The sequence below is a fragment of the Nonlabens xiamenensis genome (assembly GCF_003865345.1).
Classification (GTDB): Bacteria; Bacteroidota; Bacteroidia; order Flavobacteriales; family Flavobacteriaceae; genus Nonlabens; species Nonlabens xiamenensis.
In genome coordinates this window covers 34,543-49,554 of the sequence record NZ_RMVE01000002.1, presented here as the reverse complement: position 1 = coordinate 49,554, position 15,012 = coordinate 34,543, and the positions used below count along the sequence as shown (strand labels likewise).

14 protein-coding genes are annotated in these 15,012 nt (G+C 41.8%); 9 read left to right on the top strand and 5 right to left on the bottom strand.

Going from position 1 to position 15,012, the window contains the following annotated elements:
- Positions 1-169: 169 nt before the first annotated feature.
- Together EGM47_RS05205 and EGM47_RS05200 are read right to left on the bottom strand one after the other, a co-directional pair.
- On the bottom strand, positions 170-739 hold the full coding sequence (locus EGM47_RS05205) for an adenylosuccinate lyase (RefSeq protein ID WP_124979744.1): 570 nt from the start codon (positions 737-739) through the stop codon (positions 170-172).
- Between the two features lie 11 nt (positions 740-750).
- Positions 751-1,425 (bottom strand): SIR2 family NAD-dependent protein deacylase, encoded by a 675-nt coding sequence (locus EGM47_RS05200; RefSeq protein ID WP_124979743.1) that lies wholly within the window; start codon positions 1,423-1,425, stop codon positions 751-753.
- A 165-nt stretch (positions 1,426-1,590) separates the two neighbouring features.
- On the opposite strand from EGM47_RS05200, the gene pheT reads away from it, so the two are divergent.
- The 4 genes from pheT to EGM47_RS05180 all read left to right on the top strand — a co-directional run bounded on the left by pheT (position 1,591) and on the right by EGM47_RS05180 (position 5,301).
- Positions 1,591-4,014, top strand: a complete 2,424-nt coding sequence (pheT, locus tag EGM47_RS05195; RefSeq protein WP_124979742.1) for a phenylalanine--tRNA ligase subunit beta — start codon at positions 1,591-1,593, stop codon at positions 4,012-4,014.
- An 89-nt stretch (positions 4,015-4,103) separates the two neighbouring features.
- Complete coding sequence (locus tag EGM47_RS05190; RefSeq protein WP_124979741.1) at positions 4,104-4,823, top strand: hypothetical protein; 720 nt, start codon at positions 4,104-4,106, stop codon at positions 4,821-4,823.
- 90 nt (positions 4,824-4,913) lie between these two features.
- Entirely contained in the window at positions 4,914-5,108 is a 195-nt protein-coding gene (locus EGM47_RS05185; protein ID WP_124979740.1) for a hypothetical protein, read from the top strand.
- Complete coding sequence (locus EGM47_RS05180) at positions 5,101-5,301, top strand: hypothetical protein (RefSeq protein WP_124979739.1); 201 nt, start codon at positions 5,101-5,103, stop codon at positions 5,299-5,301. The genes EGM47_RS05185 and EGM47_RS05180 overlap by 8 nt, the downstream gene beginning before the upstream one ends.
- 42 nt (positions 5,302-5,343) lie before the next feature.
- Here EGM47_RS05180 and ribH read toward each other — a convergent pair whose 3' ends face one another.
- Both ribH and EGM47_RS05170 read right to left on the bottom strand, forming a co-directional pair.
- Positions 5,344-5,865, bottom strand: a complete 522-nt coding sequence (gene ribH / locus EGM47_RS05175; RefSeq protein ID WP_124979738.1) for a 6,7-dimethyl-8-ribityllumazine synthase — start codon at positions 5,863-5,865, stop codon at positions 5,344-5,346.
- A gap of 6 nt (positions 5,866-5,871) precedes the next feature.
- Entirely contained in the window at positions 5,872-6,663 is a 792-nt protein-coding gene (locus tag EGM47_RS05170) for a tetratricopeptide repeat protein (RefSeq protein WP_124979737.1), read from the bottom strand.
- A gap of 250 nt (positions 6,664-6,913) precedes the next feature.
- Here EGM47_RS05170 and recF point away from each other — a divergent pair, with 250 nt between their 5' ends.
- From recF to EGM47_RS05155, 3 genes are read left to right on the top strand one after another with little or no spacing between them, the layout of a single operon-like run.
- On the top strand, positions 6,914-7,993 hold the full coding sequence (gene recF, locus EGM47_RS05165) for a DNA replication/repair protein RecF (RefSeq protein ID WP_124980329.1): 1,080 nt from the start codon (positions 6,914-6,916) through the stop codon (positions 7,991-7,993).
- On the top strand, positions 7,990-8,403 hold the full coding sequence (locus EGM47_RS05160) for a lipocalin-like domain-containing protein (RefSeq protein WP_124979736.1): 414 nt from the start codon (positions 7,990-7,992) through the stop codon (positions 8,401-8,403). The genes recF and EGM47_RS05160 overlap by 4 nt, the downstream gene beginning before the upstream one ends.
- The gene (locus tag EGM47_RS05155) at positions 8,393-8,692 is read left to right on the top strand and encodes a DUF721 domain-containing protein (protein ID WP_124979735.1); all 300 of its coding nucleotides are present in this window, start codon (positions 8,393-8,395) and stop codon (positions 8,690-8,692) included. The genes EGM47_RS05160 and EGM47_RS05155 overlap by 11 nt, the downstream gene beginning before the upstream one ends.
- Before the next feature lie 59 nt (positions 8,693-8,751).
- On the opposite strand, the gene EGM47_RS05150 is transcribed toward EGM47_RS05155, so the two are convergent.
- Complete coding sequence (locus EGM47_RS05150; RefSeq protein WP_124979734.1) at positions 8,752-13,248, bottom strand: translocation/assembly module TamB domain-containing protein; 4,497 nt, start codon at positions 13,246-13,248, stop codon at positions 8,752-8,754.
- 5 nt (positions 13,249-13,253) lie between these two features.
- On the opposite strand from EGM47_RS05150, the gene tsaD reads away from it, so the two are divergent.
- A complete protein-coding gene (tsaD, locus tag EGM47_RS05145; RefSeq protein WP_124979733.1) occupies positions 13,254-14,270 on the top strand; it encodes a tRNA (adenosine(37)-N6)-threonylcarbamoyltransferase complex transferase subunit TsaD in 1,017 nt (338 codons plus the stop codon).
- Positions 14,270-14,989, top strand: coding sequence for a 16S rRNA (uracil(1498)-N(3))-methyltransferase (locus EGM47_RS05140; protein ID WP_124979732.1), 720 nt, complete (start codon positions 14,270-14,272; stop codon positions 14,987-14,989). Before tsaD ends, EGM47_RS05140 begins: the two co-directional genes overlap by 1 nt.
- Positions 14,990-15,012 lie beyond the last annotated feature (23 nt).

Sequence of the window (15,012 nt, the reverse complement as noted above, 5' to 3'; positions counted from 1 at the left end):
CGTGCTAAAATACAAATTTCAGCCCAGAGCAGAGCAGTTATTCCACGTTAAATGAAGTAAGTCATTGCTGATTCCTGAAAAGGTCCATCCGGTGTTGAGGGATGTTCGGTCTTTTTAAATAACTAAGGCTAGTTTTATAAGGGAAATCTAGATTGAATGCAGGTTGGATCTATGACCCATTGTTGGCGATCAGCAATAATGTTTTGGCACCACAGGCGGTATAGCCTCTGGGGTTATCTTGCAATAAGTGTTCGACAGTGGGGACCAATTCAGGATACACCCATTCAAACTCTTTTCCAAATTCGTATACGGCTCGGGTTGCAAAAGCTAGATTGGCTGTTTTTCCTTGGTCGTCCAATAAAATTTGAAAACATCCCTCCAGCATTTTTTCACGCATGGCTAGGCTAAGTATATCTTGCCACACATTGGCCCGAAGGCCATAGAATTTTTTGGCAATGATAGCCGCTATTTTGCTGAGTGATCGCATCCCAGAGGAGTTGATTGGTAATACATAAAGTTCAGCCATATCTGCTATATGGGCATGGCAAGCCTCTTCATGGTTTAAAAATACTTGTTCCAGCGCCCAGCAAGCTTGGTGGGAAACACCTGTTTCAGGGTGGCACAGTTCAATCAATGCCGTCAGTAGATTGTATTTCACGACTGCTGTACCGATCGCTACCCGATCTTTTTTGTACGCGAGTAAAACCTTAAGTTTTTTATGAAGCTGTGCTTTGTCCACTTGGCTTAATTTCAAGAAATCATATCGGCCACCATCTGCACACCTTTTCCGGCCTTTTCCTTAATGACGGTCAACCTGCCAAGTGAATCCAGCGCTGGGGCTGGATCTACCAAGTAAATTGGGGTAGAGTGAGAAACAAAGTCTTTGAGCCCAGCCGCTGGATAGACTTGTAGGGAGGTGCCCACAATCAGTAAAATATCTGCCTTGGACGTGATGGCGATCGCCTTATCCATGGCGGGCACAGCCTCGCCAAACCACACCACATGTGGGCGTAATTGATGGCCAGCATCACACAAATCGCCTAAATGTATATCCTCTTCACAGTAACGTATGTCATGCTCATTCACGCTACTGCGCACTTTTCTGAGTTCGCCATGCAAATGCAGAACCTGAGAAGAACCGGCCCTTTCATGAAGGTCATCCACATTTTGTGTGATCACATGCACATGATAATTTCTTTCCAATCCGGCAATACAATGATGGGCTGCATTGGGTTCCACTTCTTTGAGCTGTGCACGTCGCTTGTTATAAAAATCGAGTACCAATTCGGGCTGGGCCGCAAATCCTTGAGGAGAAGCCACTTCCATGACATCGTGACCTTCCCAGAGCCCGCCGGCATCCCTAAAAGTATTGATTCCACTTTCTGCGCTTACTCCGGCACCTGTAAGTACGACAAGATTTTTCATAACTCTTCCAGTTTTAGGTAGTCTAAAAATAAACTTTTCCATCCATCCTTCCATAATTCTGTCTGATTGGGTTTTTAGCCCATTGATATAGCGGTTTCTGTTGGTTCCGCTTTCGCGAAAGCGGGTATAACACTATCTTTACCGACTTTAAAAATCAGCGTACCTATGAAAGTCTCCTACAACTGGATCAAGCAGTTTATCAACGTGCCAGATGACATTGATAAGCATACCGCCCTATTGACTTCCTTGGGATTGGAAGTGGAAGGAGTCTCTACTTTTGAAAACGTTAAGGGAGGGCTGCAAGGCGTAGTAGTGGGACATGTTGTTTCCTGTGAAAAACATGCCAATGCCGATAAGCTCAAATTGACCCAAGTCGATTTAGGGAGCCAGCAGGTACAGATTGTATGTGGTGCGCCCAATGTTGCAGTAGGTCAAAAAGTGCCAGTAGCTACCGTAGGAACCACACTTTACGATAGCAAAGGCGAGCCTTGGAAGATCAAAAAAGGTAAAATCAGAGGCGAAGAAAGCCATGGTATGATTTGCGCAGAGGATGAGCTTGGTCTTGGTACTTCTCATGCCGGAATCATGGTGCTCGATCAGGAATTGGCGCCGGGAACACCCATGAGTGAGGTGATCGAACTGGTCAGTGATAAAGTAATCGAAATTGGTTTAACACCTAACAGAGCTGATGCTATGTCTCATATGGGAGTGGCACGGGATCTTAGGGCTGGACTGGCTGTACAGGAAGATCCAGTAGAGTTTATCACACCCTCGGTCAGTAGCTTTCATGTGGATAACCGCAGTCTGCGCATTGATATAGAGGTAGAAAAGGCAGAACTTGCCCCTAGATATTGTGGTTTGACCATGACTGGCTTGAGTATTGGAGAATCTCCAAACTGGATCAAGAACCGTTTGAAAGCCATTGGAATTAGCCCAAAAAATAACGTGGTAGATATTACCAACTATGTTATGCATGAGTTGGGTCAGCCTTTACACGCTTTTGATGCCTCTAGAATAACGGGCAACAAGATTCTGGTGAAGACTTTACCTGAGGGAACCCCTTTTACTACATTAGATGGTGAAGAGCACCAGTTACATGAGGATGATTTAATGATCTGCGATGCGGACAAACCTTTGTGTATCGCAGGTGTTTATGGAGGACTGAACAGCGGAGTAACTGAAAATACCAGCAGCATCTTTTTGGAAAGTGCTTACTTTAATCCGGTGAGTGTGCGAAAAACGGCCAAAAGACACGGTTTCAACACCGATGCGTCTTTTAGGTTTGAGCGTGGAATAGACCCTAATATTACCGAGTATGCCCTGAAGAGGGCCGCCATATTGATCAAGGAAACTGCTGGCGGCGAAGTGTCCAGCGACATCATGGATTTGTATCCGCATAAAATTGAAGACCAACAGGTTTTCTTGCCTTTTGCCAAGGTAGATTCTCTGATTGGGAAAAAAATTCCGCGGGAAGAGATCAAAAGTATCTTGCGCAGTTTGGATATCAACGTGAACAACGTGACTGAAGCTGGTTTGGGACTTACCATACCTGCTTATAGAAATGATGTTACACGCCCTGCCGATGTCATTGAGGAAATTCTGAGAGTGTATGGTTACGACCGTATAGAAGTATCTACTAAGCTCAATGCCACCATTGCAGCCTCTTCCAGACTTGAAAATAACCGACTACAACATTTGGCTGCCCAGCAACTCAGTGGTCAGGGATTTTTGGAGATGATGGCCAACAGCTTGACTTCCGAAAAATATCAAGAGTTATCAGAGCATATACAAGCTAAAAACGAAGTGCGTATCCTCAATCCATTAAGTAGTGACTTATCTGTGATGCGTCAGAGTATGATTTTTGGTGGTTTAGAAGCCATCGCCTATAATCTGAACCGCAAACAGGAAAATTTAAGGTTGTTTGAATTTGGACATACTTATCACCAATATCAAGACCGACAGTTTACTGAAAATAAGCACTTGAGTTTGCTGACTACTGGCAATACAGGTGAGGCGCATTGGAGCAACAACGCTCAGCCAGCCGACTTTTTCTATCTTAAAGGAGCAGTGATGGCGCTTTTTGACCGATTAGGGCTGCAACAAATCAATGAGAAGCCAACAAAATTAGATATGTTGTCAGAAGGTATTTCTTTGAGCAGCGGACCAAAAATTGCTGATTTGGGAGTGGTTAAAAAGAAACTGACCAAACATTTTGGGATTGAAACAACGGTGTATTATGCAAATATCTACTGGGATGAGGTACTTAAATTGGTATCCAGCGACTATCGCAAGGTTGCTGACATACCTAAATTCCCAGAGGTACAACGTGACCTGGCCTTGTTGGTAGATCAGAACATCAATTTCAAACAATTAAAAGAAGTAGCCGTACAATCCGAAAAAAAGATATTAAAACAGGTACAGTTGTTTGATGTTTATGAAGGGAATAAGTTACCCGAAGGGAAAAAATCGTATGCCCTGAATTTTAAATTGCAGGATGATGGAAAAACCCTGACCGACAAACAAATTGATAAAGCCATGAACAAGATACGCCAGCAATTGGAAACCCAACTGGGGGCAGTATTGAGATAAGATTTATAACTTATTGAAATGATTGGAACTCCTTTACGACCTAGGGCGTAAGGGAGTTTTTATTTCCCGTTCCTTAAACGATGAATTCTATGTGGAGCAGAACCAATATCGAAGACCAACTCAAAAAATTAAGAGACAAAAGCTTAAAAGAAAAAGACTTGATGGATCAAGTGGCTTTTATACTTGAACAAGATAATTTGCACGAGGATGCGATAATATCCAGGATGAAGTCTCCGCAAAAACCAACACCTAGGAATCATTTTGATATTGACCAATTAGAAACCGGACGAATATATCACGTGGATCAGATTCGTGAAATATGTGTGGATTACCGGTTGAGGTTCCTGGACACCAAGTATTTTAAAAATGATATCCCTAGAGAGGCTTTGCAGGAAATCAAAAGCCTAGAAAAACAACATGATATCACCTTAAAGGGATTTAAAATTGTAGCGCCTTCCAAAATGTTTAAATTGGAGGATGCTGATGATCCTTTGTTGTTTGCTCCGATTGGTAATGGATATTTTTACCTGATTCACAAGTGGGGAAATGATTTGCACCCGTTCCGAAAACTTTGGGCATGGAGTTTTAAAAGCTTTGAGAACCTTATTTTCAGTACAGTATTGGTCAGCTTACTTGCGGCGTTTCTGATACCCAATGGGCTTTTTTCAAAAGACACTAGTGGAGTAGAGTATGTGCTGATCTTTTTCTTTACTTTTAAATCCATTGCGAGTATGGTGTTGTACTATTCATTTGCCGCCGGTAAGAATTTTAACAAGGTCATCTGGAACTCTAAATATTTCAATGCCTAAGTAGTTCCCCTATACTGTTTATGCATTTTTAGAAGCACTCCTATCTTTAAAGGAGTGCTTTTATATATATTTGAAGTTCAATTACTATTTATGGCAGTACCTAAAAGAAATCCTGTGCTAGGTGGCTTGATGGCCGCAGTTTTTATTGGATTTGGCGCTTATCGTCTCTATTCTCATTTTTACACTGAAGAAGTTTTACCTAACTGGCGACTTGTCTTGTCGGCAGGGTTGATTATTTACGGGCTTTATCTGGTGTACACCTTAATCCCTAAAGGGAATGACTGATTCTGATTCACCCGTCAAGAAATATTTCAGTTTTTTCCTGGCCTTATTATTTATAGGTATCGGAGGCTGGAAACTCTATGAAAAATGGGTGCTGGAAATGGAAATGGAATCTTATAAGTGGGTCCTTGCTACTGGTTTATTCGCACTAGGTATATACCAACTCTACGGCTTTTTGAAGAAACCTAAGGAATAATACTTGCAGGCCGTTAACTAGACGAGGGGCAAAACTTTGAAGTTATAATCCTTGCTTGATGGCCGCCATTTTGATGGCTGCTACCGCAGCTTCACTGCCTTTGTTGCCGTGAATACCACCACTGCGCGCTACGGATTGATCGTGCGTATCATCGGTTAGCACGCAAAAAATAACAGGAACCCTGGACTTATTCAGATTGAGGTCCTTGATGCCATTGGTAACCCCCTGACATACAAAATCAAAATGGGCGGTCTCACCTCTGATCACGCTTCCTATCGCAATTATAGCGTCTAGACCTTTTCGCAATCTACTGTCTTTGATAGGGTACGTGGAATACTGCATGTTTTTACAGGCATAGATCAATTCGAATGAACCTGGAACGTCCATTCTGAAAATTCGCTCGGTATCCACACCGCAATCTACCAAAGTTTCATGTGCTCCTTTAAAAAGGTTTTCGGTAATATCATCATTCCATTCAGACACTACAATTCCGATACGCATGCCAGAAGCATCCGGCAGGCCGTCTTTGTCATAGTGGGAAAGATCTTTACCAACAGTAGCCATAAAGAATTAATTGGCTCCAGCTCTGGCTTGTCCTAACAACACCATGGCAGTTTGGTATTGGTCGGCTTCGGGATAATCTTCTTCTATGCGCTCCAAGGCTTTAACGGCGGTCGATTGATCTCCCGACTTTAAAGCTGCTTGTGCGGCTTTTAAAAGATACTTAGGCGTAGTGAATTCATTGGGATTGGCATCAGCTGCTTCCATATAGTAAGGTACAGCATCCTCAGCTTGTCCAACTTGTAGTAAAGCATCTCCTATACCGGCTTGTGCAATGGCTTCCAAAACAGAATCACCACCATCATACTGACTTAAATAGTCAATAGCCTTTTGGTATTTGTCTCCTCCAATGTTCAGGTAAGCCATACCCGCTTGGTAGGTCGCTATATTTCCAGCATCAGTACCTTTATACTCTTCAGCAATCTTGATCAAACCGTACTTACCGTTGGCTCCTTCCAATGCCAGGTTATAAAGAGAGTCCTTTTGGGTTCCGGTAGAATTCAATGCCAGTTCGTAGTACTTATTAGCTTCATTGGCCTCAGAGATGGCTTCAATCTGCTTGGGTGCCTTCACGTACTGAGTATAAGCCCATGCACCGATCGCCCCTAGAGCAATCAATCCTATCACGATCATGATCGCATTTTGGTTCTTACTTACCCATTGCTCGGTTTTGTTGGCTCCTTCATCCAGCGTTCCAAAAACTTCGGCCGTTGTAGACTCAGAATCATCAAAGATCTCTTCTGTGTCCTTTTCTGGTTTAGCTTTTGGTTTTTTATATCCTCTCTTATTATAAGTTGCCATAGTCTTCTATCATTGAACGCGCAAAAATAGAATTTTTATCGATATATAAAAATGTGTAAAAGCTTTATTCACTCCCTTTTGTTGGGTTACATTTGTGCGGTAATGATTGCCCCTGAATAGGGATGATCATTTAACCGCTAAAAAGCTGGGCATGTAGCGCTTTAAGTGTAAGTGAATTAATTGACTGACAGTTAATTAATTTTAAACGCTAGACCATTCAGAAGCCATGCCGAAGACGCAAACAACGATTATGTACCTGGAATCCCTCAGTCTTATCAATTACAAAAGCTTTGATTCTGCCGACTTTGAGCTCGACAAAAGGATCAATTGTTTTGTTGGAAATAATGGTGTTGGAAAAACCAATGTATTGGATGCGGTATATCATTTGGCTTTCGCCAAAAGTTATTTTAATCCAGTGACTGTCCAAAACATCAAGCATGATGAAGATTTTTTTGTTTTGGAGGGTGTTTTTAGTAAAAATAACAAGGAGGAAAAAGTGGCCGTAAGCGCCAAACGTGGAGTTAAACGTGTGGTAAAACGCAATGGAAAGATCTATGATAAGATCAGTGAACACATAGGCTTGATTCCCTTGGTCATTATTTCGCCGGCAGATCGTGATTTGATTATAGAAGGAAGTGATACCAGACGTAAATTTCTGGATGGGGTAATTTCTCTGGGCGATCAGACCTATCTGCAGCAATTGATCAACTACAATAAATTACTTCAGCAGCGCAATGCATTGCTTAAATATTTTTCAGCCAACCGATCCTTTGATAGTACTGCTTTGGCGGTTTATGATCAACAAATGACTGATCTAGGCATTGGTATTTATGACAAGCGCCTCACTTTTTTGCAAAAGTTTGAACCCATATTTAAGAAGTACTACGCCCAGATTTCCAATACCCAGGAAGAAGTAGGTATTTACTACAAAGCTGATTTTAAGAAAGGAGACCCTCATCAGTTGCTCAAAGATGCTCAACAGAAGGATATGCAGCTGCAATATAGCAGTGTGGGGATTCACAAAGATGATTTGGTATTCCTGCTCAATGACCATCCTATTAAAAAATTTGGTAGTCAGGGACAACAAAAAAGCTTTCTTACGGCATTGAAACTGGCCCAGTTTGAGTTTATCAAGCAAGAAAGCGGGACTATTCCCATCTTGCTTTTGGATGATATTTTTGATAAATTAGACGAAGAACGGGTGAGTCAGATTATCCATATGGTTAACGACGAGCAGTTCGGTCAATTGTTGATCAGTGATACACATCCTGAACGCACAGAATCGGTGGTAAAAGCGACCCAACAATCCTACAAAATCTTCAAGTTATGAGATCTGTCATAAGTTTAATACTGTTTGCTTTCCTGCTGACTTCCTGCGGATCTTCTACCTCAGAAAGTATAAGTTTGCTAGAAGGTTACTGGAGTATAGAGGAAGTTATTCTTGCGGATGGTAGTGAAAGAGAATTCCCGTTTACGAACCACTTAGATCATTTTGAAATTAACGGTTCCAAAGGGGTTAAAAGTAGGGTGAGCCCGACATACGATGGTAGCATGATCAATTATGGAAGTCCGGTGCCATTTCAGTGGAAAGAAATGGGAGATAGTTTGCTTCTGATTTTTAAAGAAGGTGAACAAGCCTATCAACAAACAATTAAAAAAGTAGATGCCAACACTTTAGTACTACTACACGAAAATGGTACCGAGTACACCTACCAAAAATTTGAAATGGATGAGGAATAATAAGAAGGATGAGTGGGTCAACATGAGCGAAGTTTTAAAAGATTTTAAATCTCAAAACAAACTCAAAAAAGGTTTTGAAAAAGTTGATATTGAACAAGCTTGGCAGGAAGTGATGGGCCCTGGAGTGATTAATTATACCACCCAGGTAAAATTCACGGCTGGTACATTATTTATCAGTTTATCTTCTTCTGTATTACGAGAAGAATTGATGTATGGTCGTACTAAAATCATCAACAATCTCAACGAACATCTGGGTCGCGAATTAGTCCAAAAGTTAGTGCTGAGATAAGACAGTGTGGTTAATGTAAGACTTATACTTTCGCTTTAAGCGAAATTACCATCAAAATTCTATTGTGTAAACTCCTCAGGGCGGCTGTCTACTTCTTCACTGGGAAGTTGTTTGGGTTCTCTATCAATTTTCTTTTTAAAGATCTTTTCGTATAGCTCCTTTAAACTATCAAAATCCACTTGATACTGTAATCCCAATCCCTGAGTATAATCTTCCTGTTGTCCTAATTGCTGAAGTGTATTTTCGCGATTGAATAGTTTTAATCGCAGGGAGCCATCATCGTTCAATAAAAATTCAATTTGGACATTACCGATCACCGTACGCTCTGTAGCACCGGTAGAGCCAACGGGAACCCCTAATTTACCATTGATCAGCACCCGATCTGTAATTTGCGTGCTCAAGGTGATACCAAATCGATCAGATCGCTGTAAGTCAGAGTTAGGATTGCGCTCTGAGGCCTCGTAGCTTACGCCAAAGTCAAATCTGCTGTCTTCCCGGCTTACCAGATCATTGACGATCCCAGTGACGCTCTCTACCACATTTCCAGCCACCGCGTTAGAACCAATACTGTTTGGATTATAAAAGGATCCAGTCGCTACCAGAGAAAGTGCTTGTAGTTGTCTTTGGGACTTATCTTCCAATCGGTATTGAAGTTCTGAACTTACCACCGAGCTGGTATTGGGGAATCTGATTTCAAATTCAGGATCAAAAAAGCTGAGATCTCCTTGCAGTTTGGTCAGAACTTCCACAGGGACCTGAGCGTTCAAGTTGGGATTATCTAATAGAATAGAAGGGTTGGCGCTGGTCAGATAGGTGGCTTGTACATCAATATTGGCATTGGTCGGATCACCGTTCCAATCCATGGTTCCTCCTGGTTCAATAATAAAATTCTTATTAACGATACCCGCGTATTTAAAATTATAAATCCCTTCTGTCACAATAAAATCTCCGTTCATTACAAATTTTCCATTGGTATTGATTTCCAAAAGAAGATTACCCACACCTCTACCTTTGAGGTAGCTTCCATTGGTAGGGTCTACGGTGATTTCTACTTCGGCCACTGGAGTCACCTGCAATTCAAATCTTAGTTCGAGACCACTGATCTTATCAGTCACCACTTTTTCTCCAGAAATACGCGCCTGTTTTTCTTCAGGACTTAAAAAGTAAATGGCTGAGGTATCTCCCAAGGATTCTCCATCATCAATGGGAACTTTAAAAATCGTTTCCCTGCCCGTAGTAGCGACCACATTAATAAACAATTCATCGGTAGGACCAGTCACGGTAGCTACACCATCGATAAATGCAGTGCCGTAGTAGAGTGACTCAGGGGTAAGTTCGGTATCCAAGGCGAGTAAACGATCGGATTCAACCTTTAAGTCCAGGTCCCAGAATCCAAAATTCCTATGATTGATCTGACCAGAAAGTATGCCTTGTGTACCGTATTTGGTATCCTTAAGCACTAAATCATCAAATTCAAACACAGTTGAGCTTATGTTTACTCTCGCCTTGTTCTGGATATCAAAATCAGTATTGAGATAAGGTATTCTTAATCCAGCCTGATTCAAACGTACCGATCCATTAATATCTGGCGCGGTGAGGTCACCAGTAATGGATGCTTTTCCCGAAGCCAAACCGCGTATGCGATCCAATACTTCCCCTCCCAGCGGACTCAGCGCCACCAAATTGAAATCTTTGAAAACCGCGTCCACATCGATAGTAGAACTGGCACCACTGGTATTGATATTTCCCTGAGCAGTAAAGGTGCGCTGGACATCATCCTTTAATTGTGCATTCACTTGATAATCGGTCAAGTTCTCATTCCCTTCTACGGTCAATTCAAAATCTCCCAATGGCGTATCATTGACTTCAAGACCCTTCACCGTAAAATCACTGGTAGGCGCATAATTCCCATCGGTTTGATTCAGAATCAAATTCCCATCAATATGGCCTTTGAGCTTCAAACTATCGATAGGAGAGACTAGACTTGAAACACGTACATCTTTAAAATCGAGATAAAGCTGCTTTTCAGTTTTTCCTTGAACATCACCAGATACGGTAATCATTTCTTCTTGGTGACGAGCTACCAGGCTGTCCAGTGAGAATTTCTTGAAGTCATGATCAAAACTGAGCTGGACTTCCTTGTCGGCTCGGTTCAGGAACCATTTCTGTCCCTGGAAAATAATGTCACTCTTTCTGATCCCTATCACGGACACATTGCTGTCATTTACAGTATGGTAAAAGCTCAGATTAAATTTATCTGTTTCCCGTTTTTGGCTATTGAACTTGGTCCGGAAGAGCAGGGTGTCCTGATTGGTTACATTGATCAGTTGAAAATCCTCTACATCATAAAATGGGGTATTGACTTCGTCTATTTTGATAAAGGTATTGAACAATGGATTTTGGTTATTAATTTGGGCATTGACTTGGTTAAGCTCCACATCAAAGGCCTTGATATGTGGGGTTCTAAAAGTCATGCGAAATTGCGCTTCATTACTAGCTACCTGCCCTTTTAAAATGGTGTTCTCTCCCAATTCAATATCTGGAAATACAAGGTCAACAATTTTGTCGTAGATCTGGAATTCATAATCCAGGTATTGGTCTTCAGTAATATTTTCAGATCGATAATTGGTATAAACGTTACCAATACTATTTTTAAACAACTCAGGTATCTCGCGCAATTTGAAAACTCCGGATAGTTCACCTTCTATGATGTCCGTGCTGTTGATAGAAATCAGGCGTTCCTGATCCTTAAAAGTTGAGGAAATGGTAAAATCCTCAAATACATAGTCATTGTTTTGATTGGTATAACTCGCATCATTGATGTTGATGGTACCGACAGCATCATCTAGGGTAGTGCCCTGCATATTCATTTCAATCGATCCCTTTAAGATGGAGATCGAATCTCTTTTGAACAGATTGGTTGCATTGAGGTCTGCATACTTGATATCGGCCTTAAAATCATAAGTGTTACTCTCAGTTTTCAAATCGGCTAGCCCGTCAAAATCAAGTTGCATGTTAGGGTCGTCAATACTTAACTTCCCGTTGAATTCAGGTTTTTTTAGTTTTCCATTCACTCGAATGTTACGATAGGTGTAATTTCTATAGGTCAAGCGCTGGATGCGACCCTTTAGCCTGGTATTGGCATTGTCTGGATTAAAACCTCTTCCCGCAACGTCTAGGTCCAGGGTAACCCTTCCAAGTTCAGGAAGATTGAGAATAGACCCAAGGTCCAGACTTTGCAATTTAATATTACCGTTATAACCTATATATCCACTTTGGATAGCGTCCAAGGTAATACGAGTATTAAAGTTACCTTTCCTCGAACTACCACTGAGGTTAGATACAACAACGTCTTTGTCAACACTAGCATAACCGGTAGCTTTGACCGTTCCCAATTGGTCCAACATGGGCGGCAAGCTATTTCCGAGGATATTGGGAAGGAATTTTTTGAGGTCTCGATTGCTGACTTCTAACTGCTCAAAATCTCCTTCAATAAAGAATTCTTCTCGTTCCTCGATCAGGTTTTGAAAACTCATATCTCCTTTGATGGTGATATCGCCCAGCGTGATGGCCTCCAGACCTTCCACTTTAAAATCATTTAAAGGTCCAGTCATATGACCTTTGAGCACTACATTTTCATCAGGTACGATTTCATCATAGAATTTTCTCAGCTCGTTGGTGGAAAGATCGGCCTGGTCAATTTGAAAGTCCCATTCCACTTTTCTAACGAAGTCGGCAAAATCTTCTCGCTTATATTTCAATACCAAATCTCCTTCCAGCAGGGATCCTGCCGTCTGCAACCGCATTCCTTGAGCCTGGATCTCTTGAGGTGTGTACGAGAAATCAGCTTTCAAGTCTTTAATGGTCAAGCCTTCGGGTGCATTGGAATTACGCATCACCCCAGTAAACATATGGAAGTCGGCATTTTCAATCACGGCAGAAATATCTGACCCGTTGATAAACAAGCCCTCGGACTCTAGATTAAAGTCGGTAGCCACAAAAGATTCAGGATACTTAATGTTATCATCAATGACATTGATCCTGGATCGGGTAATACTCAAATCACCAGTACTTAGTTCAAAAGGCTTCGTATTTGATGGCTTACTTTCCCCAAATTTTTTAATAAATTGAATGAGATTATCGTCGGTCTCGCCTTGGTATCGGTGAATGTTCAAATACAAACCATCAATAGCTGTGGTACCCAGATCAGGTGATCCAGCAATCAAATCCCCAAAGCCCAAAATGGAAGTTTCCAACCGATCAAAATAGAACAGGGTGTCTTGTCGATGATCCAGGGCGCGCGATTTTTTCAATATCAGGTCCCCAGAAAAGGATAGATCAATACCTTCAATCTGGATATCTGTGCCGTACTGCTCATTTAGATAAGAGGTGGCATATTGGGCAGCTTTGGTTTGTACACTGGGAAAAGAAAAGGCAATCACCAAGACTGTGAAAAGTATCAGCAGGACCAGTAGGGTCCTCCACAGTATTTTAAAAATCTTTTTAATGATATATCCTTTACTTTTGCAAAGATTACCAATTTTTATGCCTTTCATGCCCAATGGACCAACAAATTATTTACATTCTAGCCATTGAATCTTCCTGTGACGATACGGCTTGTGCTGTTCTGGCCAATGACCGGGTGTTAAGTAACGTGATCGCTGGGCAAAAAGTGCATGAACAATATGGAGGTGTTGTCCCTGAATTGGCTTCAAGAGCACATCAATCTCATATCGTTCCGGTTGTTGATCTAGCTCTTGAAAACGCTGGAATTACTAAAGAACAATTGCACGCTATCGCCTTTACCATAGGCCCAGGTTTGATGGGTAGTTTGCTCGTGGGAACCAGCTTTGCCAAATCCCTATCCCTTTCCCTGGGAATCCCTTTGATCGGCGTTCATCACATGCAAGGACATTTATTGGCTCATTTTGTCGATACAGGTGCTCCTCAACCTGAGTTTCCGTTCATTGGAGTAACCATTAGTGGAGGCCATACCCAATTAGTGTTGGTCAAGGCTTATCACGACATGGAAGTTATTGGAACCACCCAAGATGATGCAATAGGAGAGGCCTTTGACAAATCAGGAAAAATACTAGGATTGGGCTATCCCGCGGGGCCGTTGATTGATAAACATGCTCAAAAAGGCAATCCCCATGCTTTTGAATTTCCTGTTCCCAAGGCACCAGGTTTGAATTATAGTTTTAGCGGATTCAAAACTGCCGTATTGTACTTTATTCAACGCGAAACCCAAAAAGATCCAGCTTTTATCGAGAAACACCTGGATGATATCTGTGCGAGTATCCAATATACATTGATCAAGATTCTATTCAAAAAAATTGAAAAAGCAGTCAAGTCCACCGGTATCAATAGTGTGGCAATAGGCGGTGGGGTCAGTGCCAATTCAGGCATCAGGAAGAAGTTGGAAAGCAAACAAGAAAAGGGATGGAAAACATTTATTCCTCCTTTTGAATTTACGACAGATAATGCGGCTATGATTGGGATTTCGGCTTATTTCAAGTACCTGGATAGGGAGTTTGATGGTTTAGAGACAACGGCCTCACCCAGAATCCAGATGTGATGCAACTCTTTTATTTCCCCCATATCAATTCTGAAAGTGAGCATATCCTTCTGGATAAAGAGGAAGCCAGGCATATGACACGTGTGTTGCGCAAAAAGGAAGGTGATCAGGTGAGCATTACTGATGGTAATGGAAATCTATTTACAGGAACTATTCAGTTGGTCACCAGTAATAAATGCGGTATAGATCTCGCTTTCGCGAAAGCTTACCCAGCTCCATCTCCTCAGTTGCATATCGCCATTGCTCCGACCAAAATGAATGACCGTACCGAGTGGTTTCTTGAAAAAGCCACGGAAATGGGAGTATCACGCATTACACCATTAATTTGCGATCACAGTGAGCGCTTGAAAATTAAGCCAGAGCGATTTGAAAAAATTTTGGTGAGTGCCATGAAACAAAGCCAGCAGTTTTATCTTCCACAATTGGACCCACTCACTAAGTTTTCTGATTTTATCCAGGAAAATCATGCCGGTCTGCGACTTATCGCTCACTGTGAGGAAAGAAATAAGCGGTTGTTGCAAGACCTATTGCAAAACAAGGCAGACACCCTGATGTTAATAGGACCAGAAGGTGATTTTTCTGGTCAGGAAATTGACCAGGCCCTGAAAGCTGGTTTTTTACCCACCAGCTTAGGAAATAACCGACTGCGCACAGAAACTGCTGGTGTTTACACCGCGGCGGTTTTCAACAGTTTTCAAAGTGTTAATTCCAAGGACTAGTAAGATCCAAACATGGTCACCTT

Excerpts from the sequence above, each read along its gene's own strand:
- EGM47_RS05200 (WP_124979743.1), bottom strand. The coding sequence starts at position 1,425 with ATGAAAAATCTTGTCGTACTTACAGGTGCCGGAGTAAGCGCAGAAAGT.
- pheT (WP_124979742.1), top strand. The coding sequence starts at position 1,591 with ATGAAAGTCTCCTACAACTGGATCAAGCAGTTTATCAACGTGCCAGAT.
- EGM47_RS05190 (WP_124979741.1), top strand. The coding sequence starts at position 4,104 with ATGTGGAGCAGAACCAATATCGAAGACCAACTCAAAAAATTAAGAGAC.
- EGM47_RS05185 (WP_124979740.1), top strand. The coding sequence starts at position 4,914 with ATGGCAGTACCTAAAAGAAATCCTGTGCTAGGTGGCTTGATGGCCGCA.
- EGM47_RS05180 (WP_124979739.1), top strand. The coding sequence starts at position 5,101 with ATGACTGATTCTGATTCACCCGTCAAGAAATATTTCAGTTTTTTCCTG.
- ribH (WP_124979738.1), bottom strand. The coding sequence starts at position 5,865 with ATGGCTACTGTTGGTAAAGATCTTTCCCACTATGACAAAGACGGCCTG.
- EGM47_RS05170 (WP_124979737.1), bottom strand. The coding sequence starts at position 6,663 with ATGGCAACTTATAATAAGAGAGGATATAAAAAACCAAAAGCTAAACCA.
- recF (WP_124980329.1), top strand. The coding sequence starts at position 6,914 with ATGTACCTGGAATCCCTCAGTCTTATCAATTACAAAAGCTTTGATTCT.
- EGM47_RS05160 (WP_124979736.1), top strand. The coding sequence starts at position 7,990 with ATGAGATCTGTCATAAGTTTAATACTGTTTGCTTTCCTGCTGACTTCC.
- EGM47_RS05155 (WP_124979735.1), top strand. The coding sequence starts at position 8,393 with ATGAGGAATAATAAGAAGGATGAGTGGGTCAACATGAGCGAAGTTTTA.
- EGM47_RS05150 (WP_124979734.1), bottom strand. The coding sequence starts at position 13,248 with ATGAAAGGCATAAAAATTGGTAATCTTTGCAAAAGTAAAGGATATATC.
- tsaD (WP_124979733.1), top strand. The coding sequence starts at position 13,254 with ATGGACCAACAAATTATTTACATTCTAGCCATTGAATCTTCCTGTGAC.
- EGM47_RS05140 (WP_124979732.1), top strand. The coding sequence starts at position 14,270 with ATGCAACTCTTTTATTTCCCCCATATCAATTCTGAAAGTGAGCATATC.